The sequence below is a fragment of the Nocardioides terrae genome (assembly GCF_900112345.1).
Taxonomy (GTDB): Bacteria; Actinomycetota; Actinomycetes; order Propionibacteriales; family Nocardioidaceae; genus Nocardioides; species Nocardioides terrae.
On record NZ_FOLB01000002.1, the window covers coordinates 63,397 to 81,591 of the forward strand.

14 protein-coding genes are annotated in these 18,195 nt (G+C 68.9%); 1 reads left to right on the forward strand and 13 read right to left on the reverse strand.

Annotated elements, in window-relative coordinates; translation table 11 throughout:
• Positions 1-6: 6 nt before the first annotated feature.
• The 4 genes from BM236_RS03150 to BM236_RS03165 form a co-directional block, all read right to left on the reverse strand.
• Positions 7-1,635 carry an FAD-dependent monooxygenase gene (locus tag BM236_RS03150; protein WP_091120141.1) on the reverse strand — a complete coding sequence of 543 codons (1,629 nt, stop codon included), beginning with the start codon at positions 1,633-1,635 and terminating at the stop codon, positions 7-9.
• A complete protein-coding gene (locus BM236_RS03155) occupies positions 1,632-2,366 on the reverse strand; it encodes a class II aldolase/adducin family protein (RefSeq protein ID WP_139230015.1) in 735 nt (244 codons plus the stop codon). Before BM236_RS03155 ends, BM236_RS03150 begins: the two co-directional genes overlap by 4 nt.
• A gap of 102 nt (positions 2,367-2,468) precedes the next feature.
• Complete coding sequence (locus tag BM236_RS03160) at positions 2,469-3,602, reverse strand: ABC transporter ATP-binding protein (RefSeq protein WP_091120145.1); 1,134 nt, start codon at positions 3,600-3,602, stop codon at positions 2,469-2,471.
• A 37-nt stretch (positions 3,603-3,639) separates the two neighbouring features.
• A complete protein-coding gene (locus BM236_RS03165; RefSeq protein ID WP_091120146.1) occupies positions 3,640-5,388 on the reverse strand; it encodes an ABC transporter permease in 1,749 nt (582 codons plus the stop codon).
• Between the two features lie 302 nt (positions 5,389-5,690).
• On the opposite strand from BM236_RS03165, the gene BM236_RS03170 reads away from it, so the two are divergent.
• On the forward strand, positions 5,691-6,434 hold the full coding sequence (locus tag BM236_RS03170) for a FadR/GntR family transcriptional regulator (RefSeq protein ID WP_091120149.1): 744 nt from the start codon (positions 5,691-5,693) through the stop codon (positions 6,432-6,434).
• Positions 6,435-6,447: 13 nt separating this feature from the next.
• Here BM236_RS03170 and BM236_RS03175 read toward each other — a convergent pair whose 3' ends face one another.
• The 9 genes from BM236_RS03175 to BM236_RS03215 form a co-directional block, all read right to left on the reverse strand.
• Positions 6,448-7,602, reverse strand: coding sequence for an MFS transporter (locus BM236_RS03175; RefSeq protein WP_091120152.1), 1,155 nt, complete (start codon positions 7,600-7,602; stop codon positions 6,448-6,450).
• Between the two features lie 148 nt (positions 7,603-7,750).
• Entirely contained in the window at positions 7,751-8,860 is a 1,110-nt protein-coding gene (locus BM236_RS03180; protein ID WP_091120154.1) for an ABC transporter substrate-binding protein, read from the reverse strand.
• Positions 8,861-8,991: 131 nt separating this feature from the next.
• Positions 8,992-10,248: a M1 family aminopeptidase gene (locus tag BM236_RS03185; RefSeq protein ID WP_175507527.1), complete on the reverse strand. Its 1,257-nt coding sequence runs from the start codon at positions 10,246-10,248 to the stop codon at positions 8,992-8,994.
• Between the two features lie 54 nt (positions 10,249-10,302).
• A complete protein-coding gene (locus BM236_RS03190) occupies positions 10,303-11,538 on the reverse strand; it encodes an MFS transporter (RefSeq protein WP_091120158.1) in 1,236 nt (411 codons plus the stop codon).
• Between the two features lie 13 nt (positions 11,539-11,551).
• Positions 11,552-13,051, reverse strand: a complete 1,500-nt coding sequence (locus BM236_RS03195) for an ethanolamine ammonia-lyase reactivating factor EutA (RefSeq protein WP_217645217.1) — start codon at positions 13,049-13,051, stop codon at positions 11,552-11,554.
• Between the two features lie 3 nt (positions 13,052-13,054).
• Entirely contained in the window at positions 13,055-14,269 is a 1,215-nt protein-coding gene (locus tag BM236_RS03200; protein WP_217645218.1) for a cupin domain-containing protein, read from the reverse strand.
• Between the two features lie 16 nt (positions 14,270-14,285).
• Complete coding sequence (locus BM236_RS03205; RefSeq protein WP_091120160.1) at positions 14,286-15,860, reverse strand: ethanolamine ammonia-lyase reactivating factor EutA; 1,575 nt, start codon at positions 15,858-15,860, stop codon at positions 14,286-14,288.
• 6 nt (positions 15,861-15,866) lie between these two features.
• Positions 15,867-17,114, reverse strand: a complete 1,248-nt coding sequence (locus tag BM236_RS03210; protein ID WP_091120163.1) for a cupin domain-containing protein — start codon at positions 17,112-17,114, stop codon at positions 15,867-15,869.
• 78 nt (positions 17,115-17,192) lie between these two features.
• Entirely contained in the window at positions 17,193-18,194 is a 1,002-nt protein-coding gene (locus tag BM236_RS03215) for a substrate-binding domain-containing protein (RefSeq protein WP_091120165.1), read from the reverse strand.
• Position 18,195: the final 1 nt, after the last annotated feature.

Below are 18,195 nucleotides of genomic sequence, written 5' to 3' on the forward strand. Positions count from 1 at the left end.
GGCGCCTCAGGCAGGGACGGCGGCCCCGTGCCCGGTCGCGAGCCGGGCCAGCGCAGTCACGTCGTCGGGCACCGCGTCACCGCGCCAGACGATGTGCAGGTCCGGCCGCAGCAGGTAGCGACTGCGGCCCTCGAGCACGCTGACCGCCTCGGTGTCGACCTGGAAGGTGGACACCGGCGCGCCGATCCGCGCGAACTCGGCGACGAGCGCCTTGTCGGCCGCCGTCAGGGCGTCGGTGCTCAGCAGCGTGTACCCACGCCCCAGGTGGTCCTGCAACGCACTGCCGTCACGCAGCCAGATGTGCGGGAAGCGGGTGCCCGGCCAGGTCGAGGGCGCGTAGGCGAAGGAGTCCGCGTCAGGCGCATCGCCCTCTTCGGCGACGACCAGCTGCGAGCCGTCGTACCGATAGCCGCACTCGATGCCGAGCAGCTCGTTGCTGATCCGGTGCGCCTCGTCGGCGACCTCGACCAGACGTGCACGGGCCGCCGCCCCCTCGGGGGTGTCCTCGGCCATGATCGGCTCGTAGAGGTCCCGCCACCTGCGCCGCCCGACGGTCGCCTTCGTGGAGGAGGCGACGTTGCGGGCGCCGACAAGGCGGCGCTCGGTCTCGTAGGAGTCGAGCAGCTCCGGGCCGCCCCAGCCGTGGAGGGTGCCGGCCAGCTTCCAGGCCAGGTCGACCGCGTCACCGGCGCCGGTGTTCATGCCCAGACCGCCGGTCGGGATCACCAGGTGCGCGGAGTCGCCGGCCAGGAGGACCCGGCCGGCGCGGTAGGAGTCGGCGAGCATCAGTCGCTGGGTCCATGTGCCGAGGTAGAGCGTGTCGTACTCGATCGGGGTGCCCGCGATCTGTTCGAACAGCGTCCCCATCTCCTCGGGCGGCACGGTGGCGTGGAGAGAGAAGTGCTTGGTGTCGTCCTGGACGATCAGGAAGGTGTTCCGGGCGTCGGCGAAGTGGTAGTGGCGTCCCTTGCCGACCTTGATCCGGTCGAAGAGGTCCTCGCAGCGGAACAGCGCCTGCGTCATCTCCAGTCGCGACTCGCCCCGGAGCTCGATGCCGAGCTCGCGGCGGACGGTGCTGGAGCCGCCGTCGCAGCCGACGAGGTAGTCGGCCTCGATCTCACGGGTGCTTCCGTCGGCGAGCTCCACCGTGGCGACGACGTGGTCACCGAGGTCCTTGAATCCGACCAGCTCGTTGCCGAAGGAGACCGTGACGCCCGGCAGGTCCTCGGCGGTCTCCTTGAGGATCGGCTCGAGGGTGTACTGCGAGACCAGCTGATAGGGCTCGAGCGGCAGGGAGCCGTCGTTGGTCCGGAGACCACGCGCCTTGAGCTCGTTGACGGACGGGTAGGGGTGGTGCAGCAGCGCCGGGTGCTGGAGCGTCTTGGTGCAGATGAAGACATCCATCGGCAGGTCGTTGTCCAGGCCGTTGGCGCGAATCCTCTCGGCGATGCCGGCCCGGCGGTAGTTCTCCATCGTGCGGGCGTTGCACCGCTCCATCTTGGGCAGCTTGCCCAGGGCAGGACGCTTGTCGATCAGCTCGCAGGCGACACCCTGCTGGCCGAGCTCGATGGCGAGCGTGAGGCCGACCGGGCCGCCGCCGACGATGAGGACCTGGGGACGGGCCGACGTGGTCACTTCGTCGCCTCCGCGAGGGTCTGGTAGTAGCGCCACATCGCCAGCGCTCCCGCCTTGCCGCCCGCGGACCCGAGCTTGCGATGGGGGTCGTCCATCGTCGAGATCTCGTCGGCCTCGGCGGCGGTGATGGTGCGCGGCGAGCCGATCAGGCGCGCGTTGTAGTTCATGTCCGCGACCTCCTTGAGCTGGAGGGTGCGGACAGCCGCCTCCTCGATGCTCTCGCCGACGACCGCGACCCCGTGGCCCCGCATGAGCACCGCGTTGCGGTCGCCGATGAACTGGGCGAAGTCCTTGCCGCGCTCGTCGTCGCGGATCGTCAGGCTGGAGTCGTAGACCGGGAGGCCCTGGACGGCCAGCCCGGCACCGCGCCCGTAGGCGCCGTAGATCGGCTGCACGTCGTACCCGCACGTGGTCAGGAGGACGGCCGACTGCGGGTGCATGTGGATGACGGACTGCACGTCGGGGCGCAGCTTGTAGAGCCAGGTGTGCAGGAAGCTCTCGCTGGGCGGCCGCAGGCCCTCGCGCCCCTCGACCAGCTCCACGTCGAGGCTGACCTTGATGATGTCGTCGGCCGAGGTGAACCGCAGGCCGACCTCGTCACGACCCTTGCCGCGGATCAGCATCGCATCGCCGTCGCGCACGCTGACATGCCCGAAGGTCGCGTGGGTGGCGTCGAGCAGGCCGAGCACCCGACACGCCCCGGCGACCCGCTCCATCAGTTCTGGATCCACGAGCTTTCCCCTTGTTCGTAAGCGACGAGGTGCGGGACATGCGAGGACGACCCGCCGCCGCGCAGGATTACGGGCGGCGGGTCGACGTCGCGACGACGGCGATCAGCCGATCGGGACCAGCGCGAGCTTGTCCACGGGCAGCTTGATGAACACCTGGGTGCCGGCCTCGAGGGAGAGGTTGGGCAGCGACCGCACCCGGATCTGGAGCTTGCCGACGTTGACGATGTGATCGACCGCGTCACCGAGGAACGCGCGGGTGCCGACGGTGCCCTCGAGGACGTTCCGCAGGTCGACCGGGCGTTGGGTGGTGAGCTCGACGGTCTCGGGTCGGATCGAGACCGACACCTCGGTGCCGGGGGGCATCTCGGCTGCGGAGGAGAGATGCAGCCGGCCCTCGGAGGTGTCGACCTCGTAGTCCTCACCGGTCCGGTGGAGGACGTGACCGGGAATGAAGTTCGAGCTGCCGATGAACTCGGCCACGAACTTGCTGGTGGGGTTCTCGTAGATGTCGCGGGGCTTGCCCAGCTGGACGACCTCGCCGGCCCGCATCACCGCGATGTTGGAGGAGAGGGAGAGCGCCTCGATCTGGTCGTGGGTCACGTAGATGGAGGTGATGCCCAGCTCGCGCTGGAGGCGCTTGAGCTCGTAGCGCAGCGACTCACGCAGCTTGGCGTCCAGGTTGGACAGCGGCTCGTCGAGCAGCAGCAGCTCCGGCTCGATGACCAGTGCGCGGGCCAGCGCCAGTCGCTGCTGCTGACCACCGGAGAGCTTGGTGGCCTGGCGGTCGGCGTACTGGCGCAGCTCCATGACCTCCAGGACCCGGTGCACGCGCTGTTCGATGTCGGCCTTGCCCGGACGGTGGCCACGGGGCTTGACCTGCAACGGGAAGGCGACGTTGTCGAAGACGCTCATGTGCGGCCAGATCGCGTAGGACTGGAAGACCATCCCCAGTCCGCGGCGGTTGGCGGCGACGTTGACCGGCTTGGTGCGGTCGCCAGCCTGGAAGAGCGTGCGGCCCTTGACCGAGATGAGGCCGGAGTCGGGGTGCTCCAGGCCCGCGATCGAGCGCAGCGTCGTCGTCTTTCCACAACCAGACGGGCCGAGCAGCGTGAACATCTCGCCCTGCTCGACGTGGAGGTTGACGTTGTTGATGGCGAAGACCCGGCCGCCCTGCGAGCCGCCCTTCTTGGCCTTCTCGCCGGGGTAGGACTTGATGAGGTTGCTGATCTCCAGCATGGGGGTGTCCTTTTCTCTTTCTTCGAAGACTCGAGGGTCAGTCCTGCTGGAGGCCGACCTTGGCCCCGAGCTTGTAGGCGATGGAGACGAGCACCATCAAGACGGCGATCATCACGACGCCCAGGGCGGCGAGGACGGTGAACTTGCCGTTCTCGAACTGCTCCCAGATCAGGATCGAGAGCAGCTCGTTGCCCGAGCTGTAGAGCAGGATCGAGCTGGAGAGCTCCCGGAACGACACCACGAAGATGTAGATCCAGCCCGCCATGAGACCCGGCATCAGCAGGGGGAGCAGCACGCGGCGGAAGATCTGCCACCAGGTCGCGCCGCTCACCGCCGCCGACTCCTCGAGCTCCGAGGAGATCTGCTGCATCGAGGTGACCGCGTACCTCATGCCGTACGGCAGGTAGCGGGTGCAGTAGGCGATCAGCAGGATCCAGATGGTGCCGTAGATGGCGATCGGGACCCGCAGGTAGACGAACTGCAGCGAGAGGCCGAGGACGAGGCCGGGGATGACCAAGGGGGCGAAGGAGAGCAGGTCGAGGATCTTGCGTCCCCGGATGCCGGAGCGGACCACGATCCAGGCGGCGATCGCCATGATGATCATGACCAGCGTCGCCGCCGCGAAGCCCAGGAAGAGCGAGTTCTTCAGCGCGGTGGTGGCCTTGGACATGTGCAGCAGCGTCGAGTAGTTGTCGAAGCTCATCGACTTGAAGGCCGCGGCGGAGGGCTTCTGGTAGTAGGGCAGCAGCGAGGTGTAGACCAGCAGGAGCAGCGGCAGCAGGACCGTGAAGACGAAGTAGCCGATGATCCCGGCGCCGGCCAGGGGGCGCCACTTGCCCAGCTCGATCGGGCGTGGGCGGAAGCCCTTGCCGGTCACCGTCTGGTAGGCCTTGGCTCCCCTGCTCATCAGGTGCTCGACCAGCATGCCCAGAGCGGCGATCGCGAAGAGGCCCAACGCGAGGGCGCCGGCACCGTTGAAGTCCTGCGGGTAGGACCGCAGCATGAAGTAGATCTTGCTGGTGAAGACGTAGATGCCGTTCTGCAGGCCCAGCAGCGCCGGCACCTCGAAGCTCTCCAGGGATCGCACCGTCATGATGAGCACGCTCGCCGCGATCGCCGGACGCAGCAGCGGCACGGTGATGCGCCGGATGACCGTCCAGCGCGAGGCGCCCGACATCAGGGCCGACTCCTCGAGCGAGGGGTCCTGGGCGCGGAACGCCGCGACCATGAAGAGGAAGGTGATCGGCGAGAGGTGCAGACCCTCGACCCAGATCATTCCCCAGACCGTGTAGATGTCGAAGACGTCCTTGCCGAAGATCGGCTGCAGCACGTAGTTGAGCAGGCCGATGTCGGGGCTGGCCAGGAAGATCCACGCGACGCTGTAGAGGATGCCGGGGATGACCAGGGGCACGATCGAGCCGGCGAAGAACAGGCCCTTGAACGGCACGTCGGTGCGGACGTTCAGGAACGCCAGCGCGGTGCCGACGACGAGCGAGAGCAGCGCCGAGCCGACGGCGAACCACACCGAGTTGCGCATCATCTCGATGGCGTTGTCATCGGTGTAGGCCCGCGTGAAGCCGCCCAGCGTGAAGGCGTTCGTGTTCTGGTCGAGGAAGGTGCCCTGGATCAGGAACCACAGCGGGACGATCGCCAGGTAGGCGACGATCAGCGCGACGACGCCGAGGATCAACGCCTTGGGCGTAGGGATGAAACGTCGCCAGACGGGGGGCGTCGCGTCAGGGGCGACACTCGGGGCCTGCTCCGGCGTGGTGGTGGCGACGCTCACAGAACCTCCATCAGCGCGTCCCGGAGGACGGGGGCGGGTGACATTCGATGCTCCTCAACGCGATGATCCGACTCTCACTGGAATAACGGTCAGACCATTAGCCGTATGTGTAGCACATCACATGCATGATGGGAAGACCGTCGCGGCCGGATTTTGCCTCTGCGTCCGGTCGGACGCCGCATGTGGACCTTGGGCGTTTCCGCTGGACAGGAACGCCATAACGGGCACAATGTGCAACAACCCGGCTATACGTTTGACCGTTAGTCCAACGGTCGTGCCCACACTACGTCTCGAGGTCCCCCATGTCCGATGCAGCAGCCGACACGGGTGCCGATCTGTTCAAGCGTGTCTCCGTCGATCGGGTCTCGCAGGTCATCGTCGATCAGATCAAGCTCCTCGTCCGCGAGGGCAAGCTCTCCAACGGGGACCGCCTGCCCAGCGAGCGCGACCTGTGCCAGCGCTTCGGTGTCAGCCGGGTCACGGTGCGCGAGGCGCTGCGGGTCCTCGAGGCCAGTGGCCTCATCGAGATCCGGGTCGGCGCCCGCGGCGGAGCGTTCGTCTCCTCCCCGACCAGGGAGCGGCTCGGCCAGGGGCTGGCCGACCTGATCACGCTTTCCTCGCTGACGCCCGCCCACATCACCGAGGCTCGCAGCGTCATCGAGATCGGCATCCTGCCGTTCGTCGTCGAGCGGGCCACCGGGGACGACATCGCCAGCCTGCGCCGGATGATCGAGGAGGGCCAGGAGGCTCTCGATCGGAACGCCTACACGATGAACATCTCGGCGGCGTTCCACGTCGGCGTCTCGGTGTGCGCCCACAACCCGGCCATCGAGACGCTCGTGCAGAGCTTCCACGGACCGATGCTGCTCTCGCTCCGCCAGGCGCAGCTCGTCGCGCCGGCGATGGGACGGCGCGGGACCGACGAGCACGCGGCGCTCGTCGATGCCATCGAGGCCCGCGACACAGAGGCGGCCATCGCCGTCATGACGACCCACCTGGACCGGACCGCCGGCCTGGTCCGCGACATGCCTCCTGCGGCGCCCTGAGCCTCTCTCGCGTTCAGCGCGCCGCGGCGCGTGGTCGGACCCACAGGCCGACCGGTGCGGCCATCACCACGCCGGTGACGACCATCGCAGCGCCGATCGGCGCCACCGCGACCAGTGCCGCGGTGACGAGAGGCGAAGCGAACAGCGAGGCCGCCCGCCAGACCCCGGTGGCGGCGATCGCCTCGCCGCGCTCCTCCGGATGCACCGAGTCGCTGGCCAGCGCCGGACCGAGCGTCTGGAGTGCCCCGGCGGCGATCCCCGACACCGCCAGGGCGAGCCCGGCGAGCACGTTCGAGCCGGCGAGGAGTCCCATCCCGGCCATGGCCGCACCTGTGACCGGCGTACCCCACCGCATGACCTGGAGCGCGCGGCTCTCGTCGTCGATGTGTCGCACCAGCCACGAGCCGAGGATGGCCGTCGCGTTGGCGACGGCGACGAGCACGCCCACGGTCGCCGAGTGGTGCCCGGCATGGACGAGCGCGATGGGGACGTAGGAGCCCAGCAGGCCGCGCCACGCGCCCGCGGTCACGCCGGCGTAGCACCCCGGCCAGACGCCGTCCCTCGCCCACAGCCGGCCGGGCGGCCGGTTCTCGACCTTCCGGAACGGCGGGAGCCGATCGAGGCGCGCCGTTGGGACCAGCGCGAGGAGCGCGACCGCCGCCGCGACGAGGAGCGCCGTGTGGGCGTTGTCGCCGATGAGGAACCCGGCGACCACCGGCCCGGCGAGCAGCCCGAGGTTGCCGATCAGGTTGACCGAAGCGAGTGCCTTGACCGACGAGCCGTCGCCGCGCACCACATGCGTCTGAGAACCGGTCCAGAAGTACGCCCGCGCCACGCCCTGCAACAGCTGGGCGACGACGAAGGGAACCACCGCGCTGCTGATCACCACGATCGTGCTCGAGAAGGCGAGCACGGCGCACGCGACCGCGATGATCACCCAGTCGGGCACGAGGCGCATGATCCGGCCCAGCGACATGCGACTGGTCATCTGCGAGATCGCCGAGATGGCGGTGAGCACGCCGACCGCGACCGGCCCGTAGCCGGCGGCAACCGCCTGCAGGGGCAGTGCGACCGAGGCGGCACCCAGCGCGAAGGAGAAGCCGGCGTTGGCGCCGCCGACCCACGCACCGTCGGCCTGGAACCGGGGTCCGATCTGCAGCCGTGTCATGCAAGGTGCTCCTTCGGGCAGGCACTGCAGGCGGACGTGGGTGCGCCCCGGCTCGAAGTGGATCGAGCCGGGGCGCCGGGGGTCATGCAGTGCGGGTCATGCAGTACGGGTCATGCAGTGCGAGTCGTGCTGAGCAGGCTCGGCACGATCACTGCTCGGTGACCTCACCACCCGCGAGGATCTTCGCGTAGAGGTCGTCCCACTTCTTGGCGTTGTTGAGCATCTCGTCCTCGTCGACCTCGATGGTCTTGAGGCCGGCGATCGGGTCGTTGGCGCCCGGCACCGAGCCCACGCGGTAGGCGTCGGCGATGTCCTTCTGACCGTCGGTCAGCAGGTAGTCCATGAAGAGCATGGCGGCGGCGGGGTGCTTCGCGGTGGCGAGCAGGCCGGCGCCGTTGGGCCGGATCACGAGCGGCTGGGCCGGCGGGTTGGCGGCGGTACGCCAAGCGATCGGGCGACCCTCCTCGGTGCCCTCCTGGACGGAGTGCGTATACATCGACGTACCGACGGCGAACTCACCGGCGGAGAGCAGCTCGGCCTGGACGGTGTGACCCTTGACGACCTTGGCGTTCGAGGCGATCGCCTTGAACATGTCGGTCACCTCCTGCTCGGTCTTGCCCTGCTCGACGTAGTAGTTGAACATCGCGGAGAACCAGTCGATGTCGCCGACCTCCATGGAGATCTTGCCCTTCCACTTCGGGTCGGCGAGCTGCTCGAGGGAGGTGGGGCGGTCCGCCGGCTTCACGAGGTCGGTGTTGTAGGCGATGGTGAAGACGTTGAAGCGGTCGGCGGTCCAGGTGTCCTTCTGGCCCTCGGGACGCACCGCGTCGCGGTACTCGCCCTTGTAGGGGTAGAAGAGGCCCTCCTGGCCGATGACGTTGAGCTCACCGGAGTTGGTCTCGATGAGATCCGCGCCCGCGAAGCCCGCCTTCGACTCCTGCAGGATCCGCTGCAGGACCGACTCGGAGTTGCCGCGGTAGACGTTGACGTCGATGTCGTACTTGTCGGTGAAGCCGTCGACGATCGCGTCCATGTCGGTGTTGGAGGTGTAGAGCGAGAGCTCCCCCTCGTCCTTCGCGGCCTTGAGCAACGCGTCCGTCCGCTCGGTGCCGGTCATCCCGTTGTACTTGTCGAAGATCTCCTTGGCGTGGCTGTCGACCTTGGGCTTGCTGTCGCCGGACGTGGCGGTCGGGCTGCCGCAGGCGCTGAGGATGGCCGTCAGCAGCGCGACCGGGATGATCAGGGCCTTCTTCTTCATGGTTTCTCCCAGAACGGATCTCCGAGGTCGGGGAAGGCCGACTCGGCGGGACTGATGGGGACTGATGGTTAGTCCACCACGAGATGGATATCACAGTATCGGGCGAATGGTTAGACCTTAGTCCGAGATTCTTACATTGGATCGTGCCAATCGACCTCTGGCGGGCCGCCCCGGCCAACCAACTCGGTTGCCAGACCCGCGGCGACGGCTGCCGGCAGCGACTGGTCCGAGAGGGCGGCGAGGGCCTGCTCGACCCTTTTCCGACCGGCGGGGACCGCTTCTCGGAAGGCTCGCCTGGTCCTGACGACAGCCGAGGCGGGGTCTGTGTGTCCCAGCCCGCGCAACTCGTGCGTCCAGGACGCTCCGTCGCGACCGGCGACCACCGGCAGGCGCACCTGCAGGGGCTCCCGAGGTTCGGCGCCGAACGCGCCCCAGACGTGCGCGGCACTGCTCGCGAGACCACCCCGATCTCGCACCAGGTCGCGGATCGCGTCGCGGAAGGCTGCGGCGCCCACGGAGTCCCGGAGCGACCGGAATAGCTCGGCGTGCTGGGTCGGGCCGGCGACCTCGGCCAGTCCAGCGGTGTCGGCCCGTGTCCGGAGCTCGACCCCGGGTACGAGGGCGAGCGGCGCGGGCCGACGTCGGTGGCCGAGGTAGTCGTCGGCGGCTCCGCCGAGCAGATCCCGGCAGGCGAGCTGCCCGAGCAGCTCGGCGAGCCCCTCGATGACGCCGAGGTCGGGCCAGGACGCCGGCGCAACGAGGTTGCCGATCCATTGATGAGCTGCCTCGTGAGCCAGCACCGCGACGCGGCGCGCGGGGTCAGCGGTCAGCAATCGCTCCGAGAGGAGCACGCAGCCTGGGTGCTCCACGGCGAGCCACGGCGCGTCCGGCACCAGGACCTGCACGTACTCGCTCCCCCAGGGCGCGTCCCCGCCGAAGAAGTCGAGCATCCAGCCGAGGGCGGCCCCTGTCTCGGCGAGCGGGGTGCTCAAGCCCGCATAGCTGGACCGGCGCCGGTAGATCGCTACGCCGTCCCGGGCCGCCCGCCGCCAGGGCCCCGCCGCGAAGCCGAGGTGATGGCCGGCGAGCAGGCTTCCCGGCGGAGGCACCACGCAGATCGGCGGGTTGGCGGTCTCACCGAGGACCCGAACGGTGACGGTGGTCGGAGTCAGATCGGCGGGACCGCTCGTCTCGCCGAGGAGGTCGGCCGCTCCCCCCAACGCACCGCTGAACACGACGTACGCCGAGCCGTCGGCCGGGTCCACCCAGCGGGTGAGCCCCCAGGGACCGTCGGCGCGGTAGGCCACCCGACGCTCACGGCGCTCGCCGTCGACCTCCACCTGGACGTGGGCGTGCTCCTCGGCCAGCTCGACCTCGATGGTGCGCACCGGTCCATGGTCGCTCAGGCAGTCGCCCGGGCGTGCCACGGGTCCGGCGGAGAGTCACCCAACCTCGACGGGCGAGCGGTTCGGGCCGGTGTAGCGCCGGACCGGGTTGTCCCGCGCCAGCATCGCGGTGACATAGCTCAGCGTGATCCCGGCGCCGATCGTGAGAGCGGCCGCCGGGCCCAGCACCCCGGCGAGGCCACCGACGAGTGCGTCGCCCATCGCCGGACCGCCGCGGGAGGAGATCTGGTAGATCGAGGAGACCCGGCCGCGGAGCTCGTCGGGAGTCTCGATCTGCACGGCGGCGTGGCGGATCGAGGTGGCCAGGGCGTCGGCGACGCCGAGCCCGAGTGCGGCCAGGATCGTCAGGGCGAACCATTGCGAGTGTGCAAGGACAAGGTCGGAGACCGCGAACCCGCCGGTGGCGAGGAGCAGGATCCGACCGAGCCGGCGCGAGCGGCCGAGCACCGACACTATGCTGTAGGTCGCGAGGAGGGCACCGGCCGAGGGCGCGGCCGCCAGCACGCCGTATCCCGTCGGGCCGACCTCGAGCACGTCGAGCGCCAGCGCCGGCAGCAGCACGCGGTAGGCGCCGAAGACCATCGCGGACAGGTCCAGCGACATCAGTAGCAGGATGATCGGCCGGTGCGTGAGGTAGCGCGCGCCCTCGATGATCGCGCCGAAGATCGGCTTGTGCTCCCGGTCCAGGTGTCTGGTCGGTGCCTTGATGAAGAAGAGCAGGGCGATCATGGCCGCGTATGTGACCGAGTCGAAGGCGTGGACCACGCCAGGGCCCCCGACCGCGATCAGCACGCCGGCGAGACCCGGCCCGACCAGGACCGCGATCTCGCGGCACGGGTTGACCAGGGCGAACGCCTGCGGGAGTTGGCGCGCCGGCACCATCGACCCGATCAGGGCGGTCCGGGTCGGGTTGTCGAAGGTCGTCGCCCCCATGGACAGCAGGGAGGCCAGCACGACGTGCCACGCCTGGGCGTGGCCGGTGAGGGTGAGGACGGCCAGCCCCAGCGCGACCAGGCCGCCTGCGCCCTGGGACACCTGCAGCAGGCGGCGCCGGTCCATCCGGTCAGCGAGCGCTCCACCCACCGGACTGAGCACCATCACCGCGATCCCGCCCGCGGCGCCGACCAGACCGGTGGTCGCCAGCGACCCGGTCAGGTCGTAGACCTGGTAGAGGCTCGCCGCCATCGCGCCGCGGGTGCCGATCTGGGAGAGGACGACGCCGAGGAGGTAGTTGACGAAGGATCTGTTGCGCAGCACCTCGGCGACGTTCATGCGGTCCTTCCGGTCAGGAGAAGAGGAGCGACTTGATCACCACGGGCACCACGCCCGGCGGCGTCAGCACTTCTCCGATGTCGATGAAGTCGAGGTCGTTGAGCTCGACGCCGTCCACTGAGACGACCCGGCGGTCCAGCCCGACGTCGACGCCGAGGATGCGGCCGACCAGCTGACCGACGTCGCCGTCGATCACCAAGGTCAGCGGTTGCTCGGACGCGCCGGCGCCGTCCGCGATGCCGAGGGCGAGCTCCTCGAGTGCGTCGTACGCCGGCAGGCCGGTCCACCCGAAGCCGAGCGCGACCGCGACGGTGACGTCCGCGCCGCGGATCCCGGCGCCGCGCCGGATGGCGGTGGCGACGTGCTCGCGGTCGACCGTGGCCGCGTCGATGAGTCCGAGGTGGATCACCGGCAGGTTGTGGACCGGGAGCACCGACTGATCGCTGACGTGGATCGTCTTGCCGCTCACCTGCACGGTGTACTGCGAGGCGCCGATGACGGTGGCCCGGATCCGCTGGCCGGCGTCGATCGCCGGGATGTCGGCGCGCTGGCCGAGCTGCCGGACGATGTCCCCCGCCAGGTCGCGGGCGATGTCGCCGTAGTCGCCGGGCTCGGAGCCGAAGATGTACTCCGAGACACCGCCGGAGAAGGTCAGGTACGCCGGCGCGACGCTGCGCTCGATCGGACGGGTCAGCTGCAGAGCCTTGCCGAGCGGCGTCGGCTCGGCTCCCAGGATCTCGTCGACCGAGACCTCGGCCAGCCGCTCGCAGATGCGTCGACGGACTTCCGGGTCGGCCGCCGTGGCGGGGGTCAGGCTGATGCCGAGGTCGTCGGCGACCAGCCGGGCCGAGTCGTCGATGCGGGTCCAGGCGCCGTCGGCGTCCTGGGCGAGCAGGCGGCCGCCGACGGCGTACGCGGCGACGTCGAGCACCTCGCCGCCGTCGAGCAGCGCCAGCTTGGTGGTGCCGCCGCCGATGTCGACGTGGAGGCTCGCGCCACCGCGCTGGCTCGAGAGGCGGGTGGCTCCCGACCCGTGCGCGGCGAGCAGGCTCTCCAGCTCGTGGCCGGCGCTGGCGCAGACGAACTTGCCGGACTGGCTGGCGAAGAGCTCGTCGATGGCGCGCGCGTTCGGTCGTTTGATCGCCTCACCGGTGAGGATGACCGCACCGCTGTCGATGTCCTTGGCCGTGAACCCGGCGGCGGCGTAGGCGTCGGCGATGAAGTGGGACAGCTCGTGTGCGTCGATCATCCCGTCCACCTGGAACGGGGTGTGGATGATCGGCGAGGTCCACACGACCTGGCGTTCGACCACCTCGAACCTGCTCGACAGGTCGTTCGTACGCCGTCGCAGCACGACCTTCGCGAAGAGCAGGTGCGAGGTCGAGGAGCCGATGTCGATGCCGACGGTCAGCAGCTCGAGGGTGTCCTGCTCCTCGATGAGCTGCTTGATGGCCGCGGCCTCGTCCTCGGTGATCCCGAGCTCGTGGTAGTGGTCGAAGTCCAGGTCGTGCACAGATCAGACCGCCGGGCCGTCGAACTGCGGGTTGCGGATGACCCCCGTCAGCTCGGACTCCGGGATCGCCAGGATCGCCGGCTCGTCGAAGATGTCGCCCATCTGCGAGGGCACACCGGTCTTGGCGCACTCCTCGAGGAACTTGCGGTGGATCCGGTTGTCCTGCTCTTCGTACTCGATCTGGCGGCCGCCCTTGGAGACCGAGACCGCGCCCTGGCCCTCGGCGCTCTTGCGACGCAGCGAGATGAAGGGGTAGCGGCGGCTGCCCAGGCTCATCGCGACGTAGCGGGCAGGCTGGGCGGCGGTGTTGAAGTGCTGGTGGAACATCCAGAACGGCGGGGTGTACATGATGCCGTGCCGCCACGGGAGCTCGACGAAGTCGGAGTCGCCGTCGTACCAGAGCAGCGAGTAGCCCGAGCCGTCGACCGCGTGCACGTGGGTGCCGGCGGCGTGGCGGTGTGCCTTCTTGTAGCGACCGACCGGCATCTGCGAGACGTGCGAGTGCATGGTGCCGTCGGCGAGCACGAAGTTGACGTTCATCGAGCCCTTGCCGCGGCCGTCGAACTCGTAGAGCTTGAAGCTGGTGAGGTCGTTGACGAAGTTGGTCTCCCAGATGTTCTGGACCTTGACCGACTCCTTGTTGTACGTGTCGAGCCGACCCTCGCCGTCGAAGTACTTCGGGTCACCGACGCGGTCGGCGAAGTCGTGCTGGTTGTCGAACACGAAGTCGAGGTCGTGGTAGAGGTTGATCGTCAGCGGGGCGTCGTTGGTGACCGAGAGGCGCACCGGCTCCGAGCCCGACCCGTTGAAGATCTGGTACTTGCAGTTGAGCGGGATCGCGAAGAGCGCCTTCGGGCCGAACTCGAAGGTCCGCTGCGTGCCGTCCGGCAGCCATACGACCGCCGAGCCGTGGCCGGCGAGGACGAAGAAGAACGCTTCGTAGAGGTGGCGCACGACCTCGGTGTTCTTGCGCGGCTCGACCTCCAGGACGTAGTTGGCCATGAAGTCGCCCATGCCCTTGGTGTGGGCGAAGCAGCCCTTGGCGCCGTAGCGCTCCCAGGGTCCGGTCTCCAGCGCCAGGAGGTCGTGACCGAAGTCGAGGTGGATCGGGATGCCCTCGCCCTTGGCCCAGTCCATGTAGGGGTCGACCAGGTAGCCGGGCTGGGACGGGGCCTGCTCGACCTCGTGCGGCCGGGGGGCGGATGTAGTCGTCGTCATGTGAGCCATGACCTCCTTAGGCGCTGGGGTGCGAGGCACCGTCTTTGGGCAAACTATCAGACCATTCGCGCCCGAGAGCGGCGGTGGTGGGGAACACCAGCGACTTGATCACCACGGGGACGGCGCCCGTGGCGGGCAGCATCTCGCCGATGTCGATGAAGTCGAAGGTCTGCAGCGTCAGCCCGTCGATGGAGACGACGGGGAGCGGCAGGTCGAGCTCCTCGTTGACGTGGATGCCGATCAGGCCGCCCACGTCGCCGTCGCCGACGAGCACGAGCGGCTGGCCGTCGGCGGTCCACTCGGCCATGCCCGCGACCACACCGCGGCAGAAGGCGTCGAGCCGCCCGAAGGTGGCCGACCCCTCCCAGCGGTAGCACAGCGCGACCGGCTGGTCCTGGGGCATCGAGTCGAAGTGCTTCAGCTCGTCGCGGATGGCGGAGGCGATGAGGTCGGCGTCCAGCTCCTCGTCACCCAGAGGCAGCTGTGGCATCAGCACAGGCACGTTGCGCAGCGGCAGCAGCGCGGTCGGCTCCACGAAGATCGTGGTGCCGCTCACCTGCACGGTGTACTGAGAGGCACCGACGACCGTGGCCCGGATGCCCTGCTCGGCGATCTGCAGCTCCGGTCCCCAGCCCTCCACGCGCCGACGGATCGCCTCGGCCAGGCGGGGGCCGAGGTCGCCGTGGTCGCCGTGGTCGCGCCCGTAGACGTACTCGGCGACACCGCCCGAGAAGGAGATCGCGTCCGGTACCGGACCTGCCGGCAGGGGCTCCAGGCGCAGCAGGTCGGCGGTCGACGCGGCCGGCGTACCGCTCTGCATGGCGGCGAACAGGTGGTCGGCCATCACGTCGATGAGCCGCGAGAGCCCGTCCGCGTCCGGCACCTCGCCGATGGCGAGGGTGAGGCCGGCCTCGGCCGCGAGCCGTCGAGCGGCCTCCTCGATCCGGGTGACCCTGCCGTCGGCGTCGAAGGCGACGATGCGTGCGCCGACGTCGATCGCGGTGAGCGCCTGGATCTCGCCGTCGCAGCAGACGGCGATCTTGGACGTGCCGCCACCGACGTCGATGTTCATCGTGCGGTTGCGGTTGCGCTCGGAGCGTTTCACCGCGCCCGACCCGTAGGCCGAGAGCTGCGTCTCCAGGGCGTCGCCGGCGCTCACCGAGACGAACTTGCCCGCGATCTGCGCGAACACGTCGCCGATGATGCGGGAGTTGGTACGCCGTACCGCGACGCCGGTCATGATCAGCGCGCCGGTGTCGATCTGCTCCGGCAGTACGCCGGCCAGGGCGTACTGCCGGTCGAAGAACTCGCGCAGCGCGTCCCCGTCGAGCGTGTTCGCGTCGCTGTAGGGCGTGAGCAGGACCTCCGACTCGTGCGTCACCTCGCGGGAGGTGACGTGGTAGCGGTTGTCCTGCCGCTTCAGCACGATCCGCGACAGCACCATGTGCGTCGTGGACGAGCCGATGTCGACGCCCACGCTGACGAGCCGGATCTCATCGTCCTCCAGGATCAGGCTGCGGCCGCCACTGGTGAAGATCCGGCCGCCGGCGTGGCCCAACGGCGTGAGCTCGGCGGGGTCACTGAATCCCATGGCAGGCTACTGGATCCCCTCGGCCATCGTGCGGCTGTCGTAGTCCCACTCGATGCCCTCGGGCTTCTCGTACCAGGCCGGGTCCATGCGGCACTCGACGCCGTTCTCCTTCAGGAGGCACTCGTACTCGTTGCGGACGTGGGGGTCCTCCTGCCAGTACGCGATCGCCGTGCCGCCCTCGTGGAGCTCGCGGGCCGTGTAGTCGGTGTGCTTGGAGCCGGGCGCGCCCGGGTCGCGGCCCGGGTTGTGGGGACCGAACCAGGCGCTGAGCCGGAACGGCTCCTTGGAGACCGAGAAGTGCTGGTGGTACCAGCGCTGGCCGCCGGGGGCAGCGGTGATGAAGCCGAACTGCTCGTAGTCGAGGCGCTGTACCTGGTCGCCGTTCCCGTCGGCCCACGGAGTCGGGCCGAGGTTCTCGGGCCAGGTGTGGGTGTAGCCCTTGCCCTTGAGGCAGATCAGGATCGCCGCGGAGGTGTGCGCGTGCGCCTTGGAGTAGCGGCCGTTCTCGTGCTGGGCGATCCAGAAGTAGAACTGGTTGTCGGTCATCATCGGCTCGACGCGGCGGTAGCCCGGCGAGCGACGGTTGTCGAGCGGCAGGTCGCAGTTGACGACGTCGGGGATGAAGTTGGTGCGCCGCATGGCGAGGCCGCGGACCGGGTCGGGCTCGACCTCCTCGCGGTACTTGTAGAAGTCGTCGGCGCCGCTGAAGCGGTCGCGGAAGATGAAGTCGTTGTTGAAGACGGCCTCGACGTTGTTGAGCTGGTTGAGCACGTTGGGCGCGGTGTTGCCGGCCATGAGAACCGCGGGCTTGGAAGTCGCGTTGACGATCCGGAACCAGGCGTTCATCGGGATCGAGAACATCGAGCCCCGCTGCCACTCGAAGACGTGCTTGTTGACGTCTCCCTCCTGCCAGACCTCACAGGTGCCGCGACCCTCGACGGCGAGGTAGATCTCCTCGAACAGGTGCTTCTCGGGATTGAGCGCGCCGCCCGCGGGGACCTCGACAACGAAGTGGCCCCACTTGGTCTCGGTGCCGTAGGTCTGGATGTAGCTGCCGCGGCCGCCCTTGCGCTCCCAGTCCTCCCGCGGAAGGTCGAGAACGGTGCGCACACCGAGCCCGCGCCAGACCGGGATGCCCTCGGAGTCCATGAACGAGTCGTAGGGGGTCGGCTGCTTCTTGAAGTCACCGAACCCGGCCCGAGCGTGCCCTGTCGGCTCCTGCCAGACCTTCTCGGTCGTCTCGTCGATGGACATCAGTGAGGCCTCCAGTGGGTACGCGAGTGGGATATGGTCCAAAGGTTAGACCAAAGGATTGGGAGTGGCAACCATCACTCAGATGACGAAGCTCTCCAGGGTTTCCGGGGCGAACAGGTCCTCGGGCCGCAACGGCGCCGGCGAGAGGCCCTGGGCGTGGTGGTAGCCGAGGAACGTGTCGAGCACCTTCCGGTTGGGCTCCAGGCCGTAGGACCAGAAGTCCTCGCCGAGCATGGCGCGGTCCGCCTCGGCATGCTGGATGAGCCAGGGTGACATGAAGCGCAGAGCCGAGGCGTCGAGGAACGACTCGTAGGCCAGCTGCTTGGCCTCGGTGAAGGCCTTGTGGAGCGACTGCGCGATCCAGCGGTCGGCCTCGTAGACCTCGCGACGGATGGCGACCACGTGCATGATCGGGAAGATCCCGGTGCGGTCGAAGTAGTCCTTCTCGGCTGCCACGGGGTCGACGAACAGGCGCTGCACGCGGCCGTCGCCGGCATAGAAAGAGCTGGGGATCCGCGGACCGTAGAAGGCGTCGATGTCGCCGGTGTGCAGCATGTCTGCGAGGGTCCGGCCGTCGGGGATCGCGGTGATGTCGAAGGGCGTGTCGATCGTCCCCTTCTCGATCCGGCCGGGCGTCTCCTGGCCACCGGTCAGATAGCTGATCGAGTCGACCGGGACGTCGTACGCGTCCTCGAGGATCCCGCGGATCCAGACGTTGGCGGTCAGTTGGAACTCTGCGTTGCCGACCCGCTTGCCCACCAGGTCGGTCGGCTTCTCGATGCCGCTGGCGGTGTTGATGAAGATGCCCCCGTGCCGGAACATCCGCGAGGTGAAGACCGGGATCGCGACGAACGGTGCGGGCCGTCCCTCGGCGGCGGCCCGGCTGAGCGAGGCGGAGTACGACGACAGCGACATCTCCGCGACGTCGAACTCGCGGTGGCGGACCATCCGGAAGAAGGTCTCCTCGACCGGCAGCCGCAGATAGGTCAGGTCGATGCCGTCGGGACGGACCGTGCCCTCCCAGAGCGCGCGGGTGCGGTCGTAGTCTCCGCAGGCCAGCGTGAGCGCTCGACGATGCATC